This window comes from Paracoccus sp. ME4 (assembly GCF_046736325.1).
Taxonomy (GTDB): Bacteria; Pseudomonadota; Alphaproteobacteria; order Rhodobacterales; family Rhodobacteraceae; genus Paracoccus.
Map to the genome: position 1 here is coordinate 416,088 of NZ_CP151277.1, position 15,023 is coordinate 431,110.

Here is a 15,023-nt window from a genome sequence, read left to right on the forward strand (position 1 = left end):
TTCGCCTTATGCAACAATGCGAAAAATCCTTTTCGGAGCGAAGATCATGACACTTCCAGCGGTTCCAGGCAGTCAAAAAGAGCGCCTGCCGCTCCATGATCGCATTCCGGAGCCGGGGAGCTGGTGGCGGGTCTGCCCGCCAGAGGGCATCGACGCGTATGACGCGGATCTCTCCGAGCGATCGAACCGGACCGCCGAAGACCTGCTGTCCAGGGACTGGGCCGAGGGCAGGGCCCTGCCGGAGCACGGTCTCGTCCTTCTGATGACGGAGGCGGTGATCATCGATGGCGAGCTCCATTCCCTGGTCTTTGCCGGGCATCCGGGTTGGCAGCGGGACACCGTGGTCAAGGTGCGGGTCGACGAGTTCCAGGTGATCATGGCGGAGGTCCCGGACGGCGCCGAGCTGCGCGCGGCGGAGGAGGCGGATCTGATGGGTTACGTGCGCCGTATCACATCAGACATGGCCAGCCCGCCGGCACAGGGCGAGATCGCGGAGATCGTCGCCCGCAAGCGGCGGGAAACGGATCGCGGCGCCGGCCCCAAGGCGCTGATGGCGCCGACATTGCCGCCTGACCAGGCCTCGATGGTGCCGGCCGCGCTGCTGCCTTCGCGCGATCTCGGGCGCGCCGAGGAGGCGGTCCGCGAACAGATCATCCTGGCCGAGGCGACAAGGGAGATCATGGAGGGCCGCGTGGCCCGCGTGACCGCCGGCATGCATCTGGTCAGCCGATATCAGCAGGAGAAGGTCTCCACCGCGCTGGCCGGCATCTCGCGCCAGAGGGCCTTTGCCGAAAGGATGCTGGGGTCGGTCCATACCATGAAGCTCTGGCTGGGCGAGGGGGTGTCCCTTCATGCCATGACCGAGGGCGCTGGTGCGCCGGCCGACGCGCCTGTCCATTTCATGCAGCAGATGCTCTACCTGGACGAGGAGATCTGGGCCGCGAACATGGGCACCGAGGGCTTCTCCTCCGACCATCTCGGCAGCCTGCCGGAGCTCCTGCAGAAGAATCCCGAAATGCGCGACCGCATGCTGCCCTACGAGCGCTGCGTCTGCATCACCCGGGTGCGTCGCTTCGACCGCACGTTCCCGGTCCCCGCGAACTGGACGGCAATCTTCGCGATCATCGACAAGAAGGAACAGGATCGCCTGATCCAGATCTTCGTGCGCGACGGCGAACGGGTCACGATGATCGTGGCCGACGAGGAGACCTCCCGCGCCAAGCGGCTCTTTCCGTCGCGCGCCGAGATCGACGGCATCTTCCGTGACGATCGGGCGGGGGCCGGTCGCTCCATGGACGTCCATGACGTCCGCTACGCGGAACGCCGGGCCGACCATGACAAGGTCGCCCTGGCCTACAGGCGAGTGCTGCTGATCCTCTGGGGCGCGCATGAACGCGAGCAGGTCTTCGGAAGCCTCCCCACCGGGATGAACTGGCTCACCGAGGATACGCATGCCGGTCATTTCCGCTTCATCCATGACGAGGAGATCGGTCTTGCCTCGTCGCGCGAGGACATCCAGTCCCGTCTGGCGCGCCATAGGGCCGGCGTGCGGGCCGGAAGCCGGGTCATCGGCAATTGGAAGGACCTGTTCGCGAGGCGGGATGAGGTCCCGGGCGCCTGGACGAACACGGTCCATTCCGAGGAGAACCGGATCCGCAATCCGGTGATCGGTCACGGAGCCGCCTTCGTCCAGGCCAAGGATCGAGAGCTGCATGTGCAGGTCGAGGCCTACGCTCCCTACAGTTGGAAGCACGAGGGCAAGACCTGGAACCTCATGGTCCGCATCTCGAGGGAAGCGTCCGATCCGGACGGGCTCGCGGACGGGGTGCTGTGCATCGACCATCTCGGCTCCGCGGAGATCCGGGAATGCATCGACAGCCGGAGGGACCGCCGGCACTACAGGGACTGGATCTCGAATTTTTCGGTGGCGCTGCCGCTGGTCACCGCACGCGAACGCATCGAGGATGCGCTCTACAACCGGATCATCGCGGATGGACACCGGCCCGCGGACGAGGCCATCCTGCGCCTTGCCTGTCACGAGGCAGTCCTGGCGGCCGGATGGGAGCTCCCGGATCGCTCCGCGGATCTCCGGATCATCGCCTTTGCGGACGCGGTGCGACGCTCGGCGGGGCTCGTCGCGGAGGAGGACGAGACGCTGCGCATCCTGCGCAACGGTGACATCCTGCGTTCGCGCGAAGCCAGCCCGGTCCTCGGAGGCCTCTTCCCGGAGCGGTTCGACGAGCAGGAAATCCTGACCCTCACCGGGCGCAACAGGCTCAAGCTCAAGTCCCGGCGCATGGGGCGAAGCGGGCTTCCGGGCCAGGTCGGCGAGTTGGTTCTTGCCGCGCCGACGGTGCCCGCCGGGAAGAAGCCCGACCTGCCCGCATATTCGCTCGATCTTCTGACAGACCGCGAATACCTGCTCTCCCTGCTGGATGGGCCGGCCGCGGACGAGGCCGGCGCGCGGCTCGAGGGACTGCTCAACCCGGATGCCTCTATGGCGGCAGAGATCGTGGATGAGCTCCTGGCCCATAACCGCGCCTCGCGATCGAATACGGTGCTCATGCCGAGCCGTCATGTGGTGTCCGGTTTCGCGGTGCTGCCCGGCCGTTTCGATCGCGGCTACTGGCGCACCGAGGAGGACAGGTCTCCGCGCCTTGCCATGACCGTGGTCCGATACGATCCCCTGCGCCATCTCTGGCTGAGCGGGCATCATGACGAAGTCGCCCGGTTCGCGACGATCGCGGCGGATCCGTCCCGCCTGATCGGCGTGATCGAGCGGTCAACCGGAAACACCCGGAACAAGACCATCGAGCTGGGGCTGGTATGCGACTGGCAGGACAAGGGGCTTCGGCGGACAGCAAGCCAGGATGAGCTCGTCTTTGACATCAGGGGCGTCGGATACGGGGATCTGAAGCTGGATCGCCACAAGGGCGAGCCGAATGAGGCGGTGTGGACGCCCGGGTCGGCGGACCTGCGCCTTGCGATCGCCCGCGCCGTGATCGGGTTGCGCAAATCCGAGACCGGCAACCTGGCCGACGAGCAATTCGATGCGTGGTTGCGTCATCACGAGGAAGGCACGCATCTCTTCGCGCGTGCGGATCTCCAGACCGCCATGGTGCAGGTCCTGGCCATGCACGAGCGCATTCCTGAAGGGGAGTTTCGAACGGGCCTCGAGCCGCGATGAGGGGCAGGATCCGCCACGACGATGACGGCGGGGCGGAACCTGATCCTGCGGTCGCGCCCATCAGCGCGGATGGATCTCGATCGTGACCCTGCGGTTGATGTCGGCCAGCGGATTGCCGGCATCCTCCGGCTCGGTATCCGCCAGACCGGAAATGCGGGCCATGCGGGCGGGATCGACGCCGCGGTCCAACAGCGCCCGCCGCACAGCATTGGCCCGGTCTGCAGACAACTCCCAGTTCGAGTAGCCCGGGCGGTTGAAGGGCGCCGCATCCGTATGACCGGTGATCACGAGGACACCATCGATATCGGCCAGCCCGGCCACAACCGCATCGATCAGAGCCGAGGATTCAGGCGTGATCTCGAAGCTGCCGCTCCGGAAGAAGGGGCGCTCCTTCACATCGAGCAGCGAGACCTTGAGGGTGCCGTCGGCGGCGACCTCGACCTTGGCCTGGTCGGCGTTGTCCAGGGCGAACTCCTGGAGCCCGTTCACCGCGGCCCGTGCATCCCCCGAAAGCCCGCCGAGCCCGTCGGGTGCGATCTCCTGGGCCTCCGGCCGCACGGCGCCGTCGGAGAAGAGCGTGGCCCAGGGATTGTCGGCCCGCGTCGCGACGCCGAGGCTATCGGGATCATTGCTCGACGGGGTCTCGGATGCGGCCTGGTCCGGCGCCGGCGGGGCATCCGCGGCATCCTCGGCGGGCGGTGCGGCCTCGAGATTGGCCACGATGTCCGTTTCCGATACGGAGTCACCGGCCAGGACGCCGCTGCCGGCCATCTGGGTCAGTGGCGATTTCGGCTGGAAGTAGGCGGCCACCGCCTCGCTCTTGCCCTCTCCGGCCTCGGAGAGGATCCAGAGCAGGAGGAAGAATGCCATCATCGCGGTCATGAAGTCCGCGTAGGCAACCTTCCAGGCACCGCCGTGATGTCCGCCGCCCTTCTTCTTGATGATCTTCTTGTAGACGATCGGTGCGTTCGTTCCGGGTTTGCGTGTCATCTTCGCCTGGGGGTCAATGCATGGGTCGTTGTCGCCCTTCTTTCATCTTGCGAAAAAATGAGCATTAAGCCAAACTAGCACAGCAAGCATTATGGGTCGACATGGTTGGCCACATCCGTGCCGAGAAAGTTGTGGAGCCATCGCGATCACCGCCCGGCTTCGGTTTTAGCGCCAGAACGAGAGAGACCGCAGTTGATTTTTCCGCAAAGACCGGTAGTCGGGTCGTGCTAGGCCTGGGACTGCCTATGGATCTCGGCATGGCCCCGAAAGCCGGCACCGGATCCATGCCTCCCGCGCGCAATGCCCCTGCCGAGCCCGGCGGGTCCGTCTTCGAGAAACTTCTCACGGGTGCAGGCAGGACGCCGCATGAGTATGGATCATCTCAGGATCCGGTCGGCGCGGATGCAGAGGGCGCGCCCGACGAGGCCGCGCTCCAGGAAATCCCCGGACCGCATCTCGATCCGCCGGAGGCGGGCCAAGCCCGTAATGAGGCCGGAATGGCGGCAGAGGAGAGCGCCGTGCTGCGAGGAGCGGCCGCCGGATCATTCGAACCGGCGGCAACCGAGGTCCGGGCGGCGGCAACCGAGGTCCGGGCGGCGGTAACCAAGGTCCGGGGGGCGGAGCCGGAGAGCCCGGCAGGCATGCCGGAGAGCCCGGCAGGCATGCCGGAGACCGGCAGAAGCGCGCCGTCCTGCCCCCCAGCGACCAGCTGGACGCCGTCCGGCAATGCAGGGAGCGTGCAGGCGGACGCCGCTCGGCCGGAATCCGAGGTCACGGCGCAGCAGGCTCGCGAGAGCCATGCGGTCGCGATGGCGGAGCAATTCCCGATCCGGACGCCCGCACCCCGCAATTCGCAGGACATCCCCACGGGATCCCTCGAGGTGCCCGGCCTGAAGACGGCCAGGCTCGTCACGGGCGAACGGGTGGATCCCCTGCGGGCCGCGCCTGACGGGCCGGTGATGGGGATGGGCGGTCAGGACATCCCGGAAAGCCCGGGCTCGATCTCCGCCATGTCGGTTGCGGTGGAGGAGGGCGGACCTGGTCGAAGGGTCATCGCCGGGCATGAACGGTCCGGCCCGAACGCCGGTGACCTGTCCTCCAGCATCGGAGAGGCCCCGGGCCCTGTGAGGCTCGAGGCCCGCCATGCGCAGTCGGAGGCCGGCAACGACATGATGATCGAAGCGCCATCCGGGATGGACCCGGCGCTCCCCGGAAAGCCCGCCCGTCTCGTTGATGCCCGAGGTCAGGACGCGGATGTCCCGCGCGACGCCGGATCCGAGGTCCGGGCAGTGTCCCGGCCAGCCGCGCCGGTGGGGGCCGATGCGGCGCAGACATTCATCGCCACCGGCTTCGAGGATGCGGAGGGGGCCATCCAGCGCTTGGGATACGACCTTGCCGCGGTGGCCGAGCAGAGCGCCCGCACGGCCCGGACCGCCTCCGGGCGTTTCGCGCGCACCGATCACCAGCTGTTGGGCAACGTGGGCGCCGCGCTGCGCCTGGCCACGGTTGACGAGACCGGCAAGACGACCCTGACTCTCAGGCCTCAGGGGCTCGGGCTCATCGAGATCGAGATATCGAAGGACCATGAGAACCGGGTCCACATGAGCATGCGGGTCCAGAACCCGATGGTGCTGGACGCGATCCAGTCCGATCGGCTGTTGATCAGCGGCATGCTGGAGAATGGCGGCCGGGGCCTCTCCGGCTTCGACCTGTCCGGGTTCGATCAGGGCGCGCGTGACCGGTCACCGGACCGGGGCGCGCCCGCGGGGCCGGGAGCTCAGGCCGGCCCGGGCGCCGAGGCCTCTCCGCAGGAGGCCGCGGTGGCGGCCCCCGCCGACACAAGAACGGCCCCGGGCGGGGTCGACATCCTCATCTGAAGGAGCTGAAAGATGTCCGTCTCATCCGTGGCCGCGAGCAATGCGGGTCTTCCGGGGGCCGCCGCCTCCGACAGCGCGCTCTCGTCGCTGGCCAATGACTACACCACCTTCATCAACCTTCTCGTTGCCCAGGTGAAATACCAGGACCCCTTGGAGCCGATGGAGTCGACCGAATTCGTGAGCCAGATCGCCCAGCTGACTCAGGTGGAGCAATCCGTGCTGTCCAACCAGCACATGGAGGCTTTGCGCTCGCAACTGGCCATGTCCGGCGCGCTGTCCGAGACCGCGCTGATCGGGCGGAATGTCACCGTTCCCACGGATCAGTTCGTGCTCTCGGACGGGGTTGGCCGTTTCGTCTTCGAGCTGGAGAGCTCGGCCACCGACCTGACCGCCACCATCCGGGATTCCGCCGGCAGGCCGGTGCGCCAGATCGCGCTGGGCGCGGTGGATGGGGGCGCGCTGACGGATGTGGCCTGGGATGGCAGGGATGCGGCCGGCAATGTCCTGGCGGACGGAAACTACACGGTCACGCTGTCCGTCGGCACCGGTTCCGCGGGCGCCTACAGCACATATGCCAGCGGGACCGTTCTGGGGGTGGACTATTCGGACGGGGAAACCGTCCTGCGCCTCTCCGGTGGTCGGACCGCTTCGGCCGCGGATGTCATCCGGGCCAGCTGAGCTCCGCGCGCCGTCAGTGCAGAGGGCCGGGCCTCGTCGAGGTCCGGCCCTTTGCCGTCTCATGGAGCGGTGAGATCACCCTTGAGCTGTTCCGCCGGCGCCGGTGTTCGGCCTTCCGGCTCCGCTTCCTGCTCAGTGCCGGAGCCCTTCGACCACTGGTTCGCCCCGATACCGCTCAGGGCCGGATCATCCGATGGCAGCATCTGCACGTGGAGCATCCAGTCCGGCGCGTAGCTGGACATGGCCTCCGAGATCGCCTCCGGCCCGGCATCCGGGAGGGAATGGACCATCGGCATTTCCGCGGCGCGCGCGATCAGCCCCAGCGAGCGGTCCCGCAACCAGGCCAGCGAGGGGGTGCCGATGACGTTCGGATCCAGGGTGACGCCGGTGCGGTAGGCGACCGGCAGGCCCCGGTTGGCCATCCGGACATGGATGTTGCCGATATCCACGAATGCCGGAGCCAGCGGCTGGGGCGGGACAGGTTCCGGAATGACGGAGCCGGCCCCGAACCATCCGGCCGCAAAGGCGGCCGGCAGGAGCGGGATGGCCAGAAGGATCGGGAATGAGAGCATGGGCGTGGCTCGATCTTCAGTAGGGCAGGATCACGTCCAGCGCGTCTTCCCCGTAGCGGGGCTGCTGGACCTGCGAGAGCTGGCCACGACCGCCATAGGTGATGCGGGCCTCCGCGATCCGGTCGTAGGGGATCGAATTGTTCATCTCGATGTCCACGGGGCGGATGATTCCGGCCACCCGCAGTTCGCGCAGCTCGTTGTTCACCTTCACCTCCTGGCGACCGGCGATCACGAAATTCCCGTTCGAGAGGGTGCGGATGATGGTGGCCGCGACGCGCAGCTTGACCTCCTCGCTGCGCGAGATGTTCCCGGCGCCGGCACTGCGCGCATTCGCGCTCAGATCGACGATGCCGCCCGCGGGCAGGGATGCCTCGTCGATCCCGAGAAGCGCGTCCACGCCGGCCTTGTTGCCGCTCGAGCGCGAGCGGTTCGACGCGTTGCTGAGATCGGCCTCGTCGTCGATGTCGATCGTGATGGTCAGGATGTCCCCGACGCGGGCCGCGCGGTGATCGCCGAAGAAGCCGGTCGATCCGGTCTTCCACAAGGAGGCGGCCTCTGCGCGCTTCGGCGCGACATAGGGCACCGGGTCCGGCATCGGCACCGAAATGGTATGCGCCTCCGGAATGGAGGCCGCCGACAGGTCCATGTCGTGCATCGCAGGGTTGCGGGTCTCGTCGTATGAGGCGCAGCCGGCCAGGACCGGAAGGGAGATCAGTGCAAATAGGGTTTTACGCATTATATTTTCGCTTTATTGAGTCACGCCTACGATGCCCGGAGCGATCGGTTCGGCCATGATGATGGTGTTGGATGTGGTGTTCACGACCCGGATCATGGTGCCCTTGGCGCCGTCCTCGAGCGCCTTGCCTTCCGAGCTGATGTTCAGCCCGTTGCCCCCGCCGAGCTGGATGGTGACCTTGTCGCCCTTGTGAATGACGCGGGGCTCGATCAGGGACTGCGTCTGAACCGGCCGATCCGGGAGGAGGGCGCGGCGGGTCTCGAAACCCACGATGTCCTCCTTGGATCGGAGGGCATGGAGGTTCAGGAAGCCGGCCGGAAAGGGGACCTCCCGGAGATCGGCCTCGGCGATCACCTGGCCCTGCTCGATGCGGCGCACCGGAACCCAGGCATCGACCTGCAACCTGGCGCGGCCACCGACGTCCACATGCCCGCCATCCTGCATGCGCAGCCGCGCGATGAAGCGGCCATCCGGCGGATTGAAGCGGAATTCCTCGACCCGGACCGCCTCACCGGGCGGCGGGGCTGCATATTCGATGGCGATCTCCGCCTGTGGCTCCAGGACCATCTGGTCGAGAAAGACCGGCTGCAGCTCGTTCTCGACCAGCATCTCGACCGGAAGCAGGTCGAGCGCGACGGCTGGCACGGGTGCCGAGCCGAGAAGCAGGAGTGCAAGGGTCGCGGAGCGGCGCACGCTTCTGCTGTGCATCGACATCACCTCAGCGGATCTGGTTCGCGGTCTGCAGCATCTCGTCCGCCGCCGTGATCGCCTTCGAATTCATCTCGTAGACACGCTGGGCCATGATCAGGTCCGTGATCTGCTTGACCGTGTCCACGTTCGAGCCCTCCGTGTAGCCCTGACGCAGGAGGCCGGTTCCCTCCTCGCCCGGCACCTGGATCGCCGCAGGGCCGGATGCCACGCTCTCCAGGAACAGATTGCCGCCGACAGCCTGCAGGCCCGCATCGTTGATGAACGTGGCCAGGCCGATCTCGCCCAGGACCTCCGGTTCCATCGCATCGCCCACATAGGCCGAGACCGTGCCGTTCAGGGAGATCTCCACCTTGGTGGTGTTTTCGGGGATCACCATGCCGGGGTCGACCGGATAGCCTTCGAGCGTCACGATCTCGCCCTCCGCAGACCGGCTGAAATTGCCGTCGCGCGTATAGGCCACCGTGCCGTCCGGACGGTTCACGACGAAATATCCGCGGCCCTCGATGGCCAGATCGAGATCGTTGCCGGTCTGCGTGAGGCCGCCCTGGGTGTGCAGCCGCTTGACGCCGGCCGCGCGCACGCCAAGACCGATATCGGTCGCCACCGGGGTCAGGGTGTCGCCATCCGCGGTAGGTGCCCCTTCGCGCCGCAGCGACTGGTAGAGCAGATCCTGAAACTGCGCGCGCCCCGCCTTGTAGCCGGTCGTGCTGGCGTTCGCGATGTTGTTCGCGATCACGTCCACGTTCGCCTGCTGGGCATTCATGCCGGTCGCGGCAATGCCGAGTGCTTTCATGGGGTCAATCCTTAGGTCGACGGCTTGCCGAGGCGGGCCAGTGTCTGTTTGCGGAGCTCGTCGGCGCCGTTCGCGACGGTCATGGAGCGGTCATAGGCCCGCTGGACATCGATCATTCGGGTCATCTCGAGGACCGGATTTACGTTGGAGCCCTCAGTGAAGCCCTGGATCATCGTGCTGTCGATCGAGGCGGCCAGTTCGGCCGCGCCCTGAGGCGGGACGAACATTCCGTCGCCTGCAGGCAGCCAGGCCGCGATCCGGGGCTCGTCGAAGAGGCCGATCTGACCGACCACTTCGCCCCCCTCGCTCACGATCGTGCCGTCCGCAGCGACGCTGATGTCCCCGCTGCCGGGCGGGATCATGACCGGGCCGCCGCCCGCATCGAGCACGGCCAGACCGGCGGAGGTGCGCAGCATGCCCTCCTGATCCACGGCGAAACGCCCGTCGCGGCCGAGGCCCACGGTGCCGTCCGCGCCCTGGTAGCCGAACCATGCCGAGCCTCGGATCGCCAGATCCAGAGGATTGCCGGTTTCCTCGAGAGGTCCCGCGGACATGTCCACATAGCTTCGGTCGAGCGCATAGCTCACGTTCTCGCGGTCGCCCGCGCGCCGGGTGTCGGCAAGCAGTTCCTCGAAGGCGTTGCGGGATGCACGGAAACCTCCGGAATTCGCATTCGCCAAGTTGTTCGCGGTCACGTCGAGCGTGCGTTCCAGCATCGCCGCCGCGGACAGCGAGATGTATCCGATATTGTCCATCAATCCTCAACGCTTCCGGCGCCTGCGCATCCGGCTGGGTGGTTGCGGCTCCAAGGCATAGGCCGTATAGTCCTCCGCAACGGTTTTCGCATACTAGCAATTCCGCTCATTGGTTGGAAGACATGGCTGCAAAAAAATACCTCATCGGGGCCTTGGCGGTCCTCCCGATCGTCCTGCAGACCGCCTTCGCCCAGAGCCTCCCGGACAGTGCCGCAGGTGCAGATGCACCTCTCGAGGTCATGGGGCCGATCGCCCCCGAGGCCATTTCGTCCCCTGACCGGACACTCGCCGCGCCCCGGCCATCCTGGTCAGACACCGCGGATGTGGCCGAGGCCGACTTCCCGGATCTCTACCGTGCGGGTATGTCCGACGTCCCATCCTCGAAGGACATCGATGGCTGGCTCGAGCATGCCCGCGTCCTTCTGGCCGGCGGATTGTTCCGGGAATCCGCGGGTGCGCTCGAACGCATCGTGGCCTTGACGGACGGGGAGGGGCTCTCAGGCACGCAGCGCGCGAGGATCGTCGATCTGTCAGGCGCGCTGCGCCTGATGGGTGCGGAGCCGGATATCGGCCCCATTCCGCAGGCCGGTGCGGCCGGCAGCGGCGGCTACTTCGCCGCGCTGGGCGCGCTGCGTTCCATGGCCGACCCGTCGGGGGCCGAGGTCCTGGCGGTCGGTTCTGGGCTTGCGCGCCAGTCGGCGCCGGTGATCCGGAGGTCGATCCCGCTTCTGATCGAGGCCGTCCGCCGGAGCGGCGACATGGACGCCGCGCGGGCACTTCACGCCATCACCAAGCAGACATCCGGTGTCGCAGGAACAGCGCTCGGGCATTTTCTCGATGCCGAGATCCTCCGCATGGAGGGGCATTCCGAGGACGCCTTCGTCGAATACGGCAAGGCCGCGGCGCAGCGCGGAGAATATGCGATCAGGGCCAGGCTTGGCATCGCGGAACTGGTTCTCGACGAGCCCGGGCAGAAGCGGTCCGCGCTCGAAAACCTTCAGCGGCTCATCGCGACGGGCCTCGATGAATGGCGGGGAGACCGCCTCGCGCTCCTGCTCCTGACCCGTCATGCCGAGGTCTCCGAGCGCCTGGGAGATGCACCGGCCGCCCTCAAGGCCATGGCGCGGATCCTGATCGAATATCCCCTGGAGCCGCAGGCCGAGCTGGCCCGTGGTCGCTCGGTGCGCATCCTTGCGCGCCGTATCGACGAGCTGGACGGCGATGCTGCCCAACTTGCCGATGCAGTCCGCCTCCTGCGCGAGCTGGAGCCCTCGATGGCGGACCTGGACGGATGGCACCGGAGCAGGAACATGCTGGCCTCGAAGATCGCGGATGCGGGGCTCACGATGATGGCCAGAAGCGAATACGAGGCGATCCTCGCTCTTGACGATGCAGAAAATCCGGAAATTTCGCGCCCGGACCGCTCAGCCACGCTGGAGGGGCTGATCGGGCTCCTCGGGCCCGCAGATCGGCCCGTCTTGGCCGCATTGCTCGATGATTTCGGCCCGGAGATCCGCGACAGGCCACAGATCCTCTCGGCCGCGCTACGTGTCGCGGGACCTGCGGAACTCGAAAAGATCGCGCGTGAGGGCGGTGAAACCCCTTATTTTACTGGGGACGACTACCTTCATATCGGGAGGATCCATTTCGAGGTAGGCAATCTTCATGCCGCGTTGGCCGCCTGGGATCGACACTTGTCCACCGGCAAGACCCTTCCAATGGCAATGAGGAGCCGGTATCATCATGCGAAATCCGTTGTCCACGAGGGGCTCGGATCTGACACGCAAGACATGCCTGGCGGAGAACGGGACTATCTCGACGCGCTTCTGGACGCATCCCTGCGCGAGGCGCCCGATCTCACGCGCTTCAACGGCGAGGTCTCCGAGAAGATGCTCGAGACCGCCGCCGCGCTTGCCGAACGCGTCAGGGCGGAGACGGCTTCGGCCGACGATGCGAATAAAGAAACCGAATAAGACTGAGAGGACCACCAACCCATGTCGATTTCCCAGGCCATGGAGACGGCCGTCGCCGGTCTCGGCGCAAATTCCAGGGCTGTGACCCGTGTGGCCGAAAACATCGCCAACAGCGGGACGACCGGCTACAAGCGCAGCTTCGAGAACTTCGTCACGCTGAGCGCAGGCTCTGCTTCCGGAAAGAGCGTCACGACCCAGACCGGCAACACCATCGGCAATTCCTCGAACCTGTCCAGCTCGGACAGCGGCACGGATCTGGCCATTTCCGGGTCGGGCTTCTTCGTCGTCTCCAAGGTGCCCAACCCGACCAACCAGACAGACTTCATGCTGACCCGGGCCGGATCCTTCACTGCGGACGAGGAAGGCAACCTGGTCAACGCGGCCGGCTACTACCTCGCAGGCTTCGAGGCTGACATCACCGGCAGCGTCGGTGCGACGGACCGGACGAGCTTCGGCTCGCTTTCGACCGTCAACGTCTCCGACAAGGGCATCACGACGACGCCCACGACCGGCGGGACCGTATCCGGCAACCTGTCCTCCTACGACACCGGCACCGGCCAGGCTGTCGATCCGATCGTCTCGACCATGTCCTTCGTCAATGCGCTCGGCGCCAAGGAGGAGATGAGGCTGAGCTGGCAGGCCTCGAATACGACCGACAACCTGTGGACGCTGACCGTCGCCGGCGCCGACGGCACGGTCTACGGGACCGTGGAGACGGAGTTCGCGGATTCGGGTCTCACGCCCGGCGCGCCGCTGAGCTATGTCGGCACGCAGGATGCGGGCCTCGCCGCGCCCTCGGCCTTCGCCATCGATCCCGCGACCGGCGTCATCACGCTGACGGTGGACAACGGTGCGGTCCCGCAGACGCTGACCCTGGGTCTCGGCGCGGCGGGCACCTACGACGGCATGACGCAGTTCGCAGGCGACGACACGCCCCAGACCTTCAGCATGGACGGTCGCGCGGTCGCGCAGATGATGTCGACCGAATTCGACGACAAGGGCGCGGTCTACGGGGTCTATGACGATGGCAGCCGGGTGAAGCTGTTCGAGGTGCCGATCGCGATGGTCGACAGCCCGACCGGCCTCGAGACCAAGACCGGCAACGCCTGGGCGCTGAGCAAGGACAGCGGCAGCCTGCGGCTCTACGGCTCCGGCGAGACGCCCGCGGGCGACATCGTCAGCGGCATGCTCGAGGATTCCAACGTGGACATCGCCACTGAGCTGACGGACATGATCCGCATCCAGCGCGCCTACTCGAGCAACACCAAGACCATCACCACCGCCGATGACATGCTTCAGGAAGCTGTCAGCATGAAGCGCTGATCCGGAGTCAGGACGTGAGCCTCAATTCCGCACTGAGCGTGGCGAAATCCGCCCTGGGGACGACTGCGACCCGGGCGGAGATCGTGTCGCGCAACATCTCCAATTCCGACACTCCGGGCTATGTCCGAAAGACGGCCCAGACCGAGACCCTCCAGTCCGGCGGCGTCAAGATCGCCAGCATCGATCGGCGCGTCGACCAGATGCTGAACCGGCTCGACCGGAGCAACATCTCGGATCTGGCCCATCAGCGGCAGCTGGTGGACGGGATGACCGCCTATACGGACATCCTCGGCCAGCCCAACGACGAAACCTCCCCGGCCGCATATCTGTCCCAGTTCAGCACGGATCTTGCCGCGCTGGCGATCAGCCCGAATTCGAGCGCCGCGCAGCAATCGGCACTGGCATCCGCCAAGGCTCTGGCAGGGAACCTCAACGCCATGTCATCGGTCCTCGACGGCGTGGCCTCCGAGGTCGATGCCTCGATCGTGCTGGATGTCGGGGATCTCAACGCGGCGCTGAACGAGGTGGCCAACATCAACCTGGCAGTCCTGCAGTCTCCGGACGGATCCATGGAGCTGACGAACCAGCAGGACCGGCTCGACCGCGCTCTCGATACCATCGCGGGCATCATGGACGTCAAGATCACCACGGACAGCCGCGGCATGACCCAAATCCACAGCGGTGGCGGCACGGAGCTCCTGGTCAACAACAAGGCCGCGACGATCGGTTTCGACAGGGTCGGCGGGACATTGCGGGCGGGTGGGATCGAGATCACGCCCGGCGCCACCACGCGCGGGTTCGCATCCGGATCCCTGGCCGGTCTCTTCGAGATGCGCGACCGCACGCTTCCGGCCTGGCAGGCCGATCTCGACACGATCGCGGGCGGGCTGGTGGAGGGCACCGGCCGCCTGGCCGAACTCGTCCCGGGCAGCGGCATGGGCCTCTTCACCGATGCGGGCAATGCCTATGACCCGGGGGCCCGGGCCGGGCTGGCCGCGCGCATCGCGATCAATGCGGTGGCGGATCCGGCCCGGGGCGGCGAGGTGGCCGTGCTCCACAGCGGCGGTGATCCGGCGCGCCTGAGTGGCGACACGAGCATCATCGACGGAATGCTCGATGCGATCAACACCCCGGTCCAGGTCGATGTGGCGGACGGATCCGCACAGAGGTCCTTGGTCTCGCTTGTGCCCTCCATCGTGGCACGCCAGCAGTCCGAGCGCGTGAATGCGGAGACCGGATACGAGCGTCAGTCCGTTTCGGCCAGCATCACCAGCTCATCGCGCTCGAACATGCAGGGTGTCGATGTCGACGAGGAGCTCCAGAACCTTCTCGCGATCCAGCAGGCCTACGCGGCCAACGCGAAGATCGTGTCTACAGCCAGCGAAATGATCGACAGCCTGATCGCGGCCGTCTGATTCAGGAGAGAAC

The 15,023-nt window shown here is 66.6% G+C and carries 12 protein-coding genes; 6 read left to right on the forward strand and 6 right to left on the reverse strand.

Annotated elements, in window-relative coordinates:
- Positions 1–46 precede the first annotated feature (46 nt).
- Positions 47–3,187: a hypothetical protein gene (locus AACG61_RS17850; RefSeq protein WP_411839708.1), complete on the forward strand. Its 3,141-nt coding sequence runs from the start codon at positions 47–49 to the stop codon at positions 3,185–3,187.
- A 60-nt stretch (positions 3,188–3,247) separates the two neighbouring features.
- Here AACG61_RS17850 and AACG61_RS17855 read toward each other — a convergent pair whose 3' ends face one another.
- Entirely contained in the window at positions 3,248–4,177 is a 930-nt protein-coding gene (locus AACG61_RS17855; protein WP_411839709.1) for a flagellar motor protein MotB, read from the reverse strand.
- A 101-nt stretch (positions 4,178–4,278) separates the two neighbouring features.
- On the opposite strand from AACG61_RS17855, the gene AACG61_RS17860 reads away from it, so the two are divergent.
- Positions 4,279–6,054: a flagellar hook-length control protein FliK gene (locus tag AACG61_RS17860; RefSeq protein WP_411839710.1), complete on the forward strand. Its 1,776-nt coding sequence runs from the start codon at positions 4,279–4,281 to the stop codon at positions 6,052–6,054.
- Positions 6,055–6,066: 12 nt separating this feature from the next.
- On the forward strand, positions 6,067–6,732 hold the full coding sequence (locus tag AACG61_RS17865; protein WP_411839711.1) for a flagellar hook assembly protein FlgD: 666 nt from the start codon (positions 6,067–6,069) through the stop codon (positions 6,730–6,732).
- A gap of 59 nt (positions 6,733–6,791) precedes the next feature.
- On the opposite strand, the gene AACG61_RS17870 is transcribed toward AACG61_RS17865, so the two are convergent.
- From AACG61_RS17870 to AACG61_RS17890, 5 genes are read right to left on the reverse strand one after another with little or no spacing between them, the layout of a single operon-like run.
- Positions 6,792–7,304, reverse strand: a complete 513-nt coding sequence (locus AACG61_RS17870) for a hypothetical protein (RefSeq protein WP_411839712.1) — start codon at positions 7,302–7,304, stop codon at positions 6,792–6,794.
- 16 nt (positions 7,305–7,320) lie between these two features.
- On the reverse strand, positions 7,321–8,040 hold the full coding sequence (gene flgH, locus AACG61_RS17875; protein WP_411839713.1) for a flagellar basal body L-ring protein FlgH: 720 nt from the start codon (positions 8,038–8,040) through the stop codon (positions 7,321–7,323).
- A 12-nt stretch (positions 8,041–8,052) separates the two neighbouring features.
- Positions 8,053–8,748 carry a flagellar basal body P-ring formation chaperone FlgA gene (flgA, locus tag AACG61_RS17880; RefSeq protein WP_411839714.1) on the reverse strand — a complete coding sequence of 232 codons (696 nt, stop codon included), beginning with the start codon at positions 8,746–8,748 and terminating at the stop codon, positions 8,053–8,055.
- A gap of 10 nt (positions 8,749–8,758) precedes the next feature.
- A complete protein-coding gene (gene flgG / locus AACG61_RS17885) occupies positions 8,759–9,544 on the reverse strand; it encodes a flagellar basal-body rod protein FlgG (RefSeq protein WP_411839715.1) in 786 nt (261 codons plus the stop codon).
- Positions 9,545–9,555: 11 nt separating this feature from the next.
- Positions 9,556–10,299 carry a flagellar hook-basal body complex protein gene (locus tag AACG61_RS17890; RefSeq protein WP_411839716.1) on the reverse strand — a complete coding sequence of 248 codons (744 nt, stop codon included), beginning with the start codon at positions 10,297–10,299 and terminating at the stop codon, positions 9,556–9,558.
- A gap of 122 nt (positions 10,300–10,421) precedes the next feature.
- Between AACG61_RS17890 and AACG61_RS17895 the strand changes: the two genes are divergently transcribed.
- From AACG61_RS17895 to flgK, 3 genes are read left to right on the forward strand one after another with little or no spacing between them, the layout of a single operon-like run.
- Positions 10,422–12,272, forward strand: coding sequence for a tetratricopeptide repeat protein (locus tag AACG61_RS17895; protein ID WP_411839717.1), 1,851 nt, complete (start codon positions 10,422–10,424; stop codon positions 12,270–12,272).
- A 21-nt stretch (positions 12,273–12,293) separates the two neighbouring features.
- Positions 12,294–13,595, forward strand: a complete 1,302-nt coding sequence (locus AACG61_RS17900) for a flagellar hook protein FlgE (protein ID WP_411839718.1) — start codon at positions 12,294–12,296, stop codon at positions 13,593–13,595.
- A gap of 14 nt (positions 13,596–13,609) precedes the next feature.
- Positions 13,610–15,010, forward strand: coding sequence for a flagellar hook-associated protein FlgK (flgK, locus tag AACG61_RS17905; RefSeq protein ID WP_411839719.1), 1,401 nt, complete (start codon positions 13,610–13,612; stop codon positions 15,008–15,010).
- Positions 15,011–15,023 lie beyond the last annotated feature (13 nt).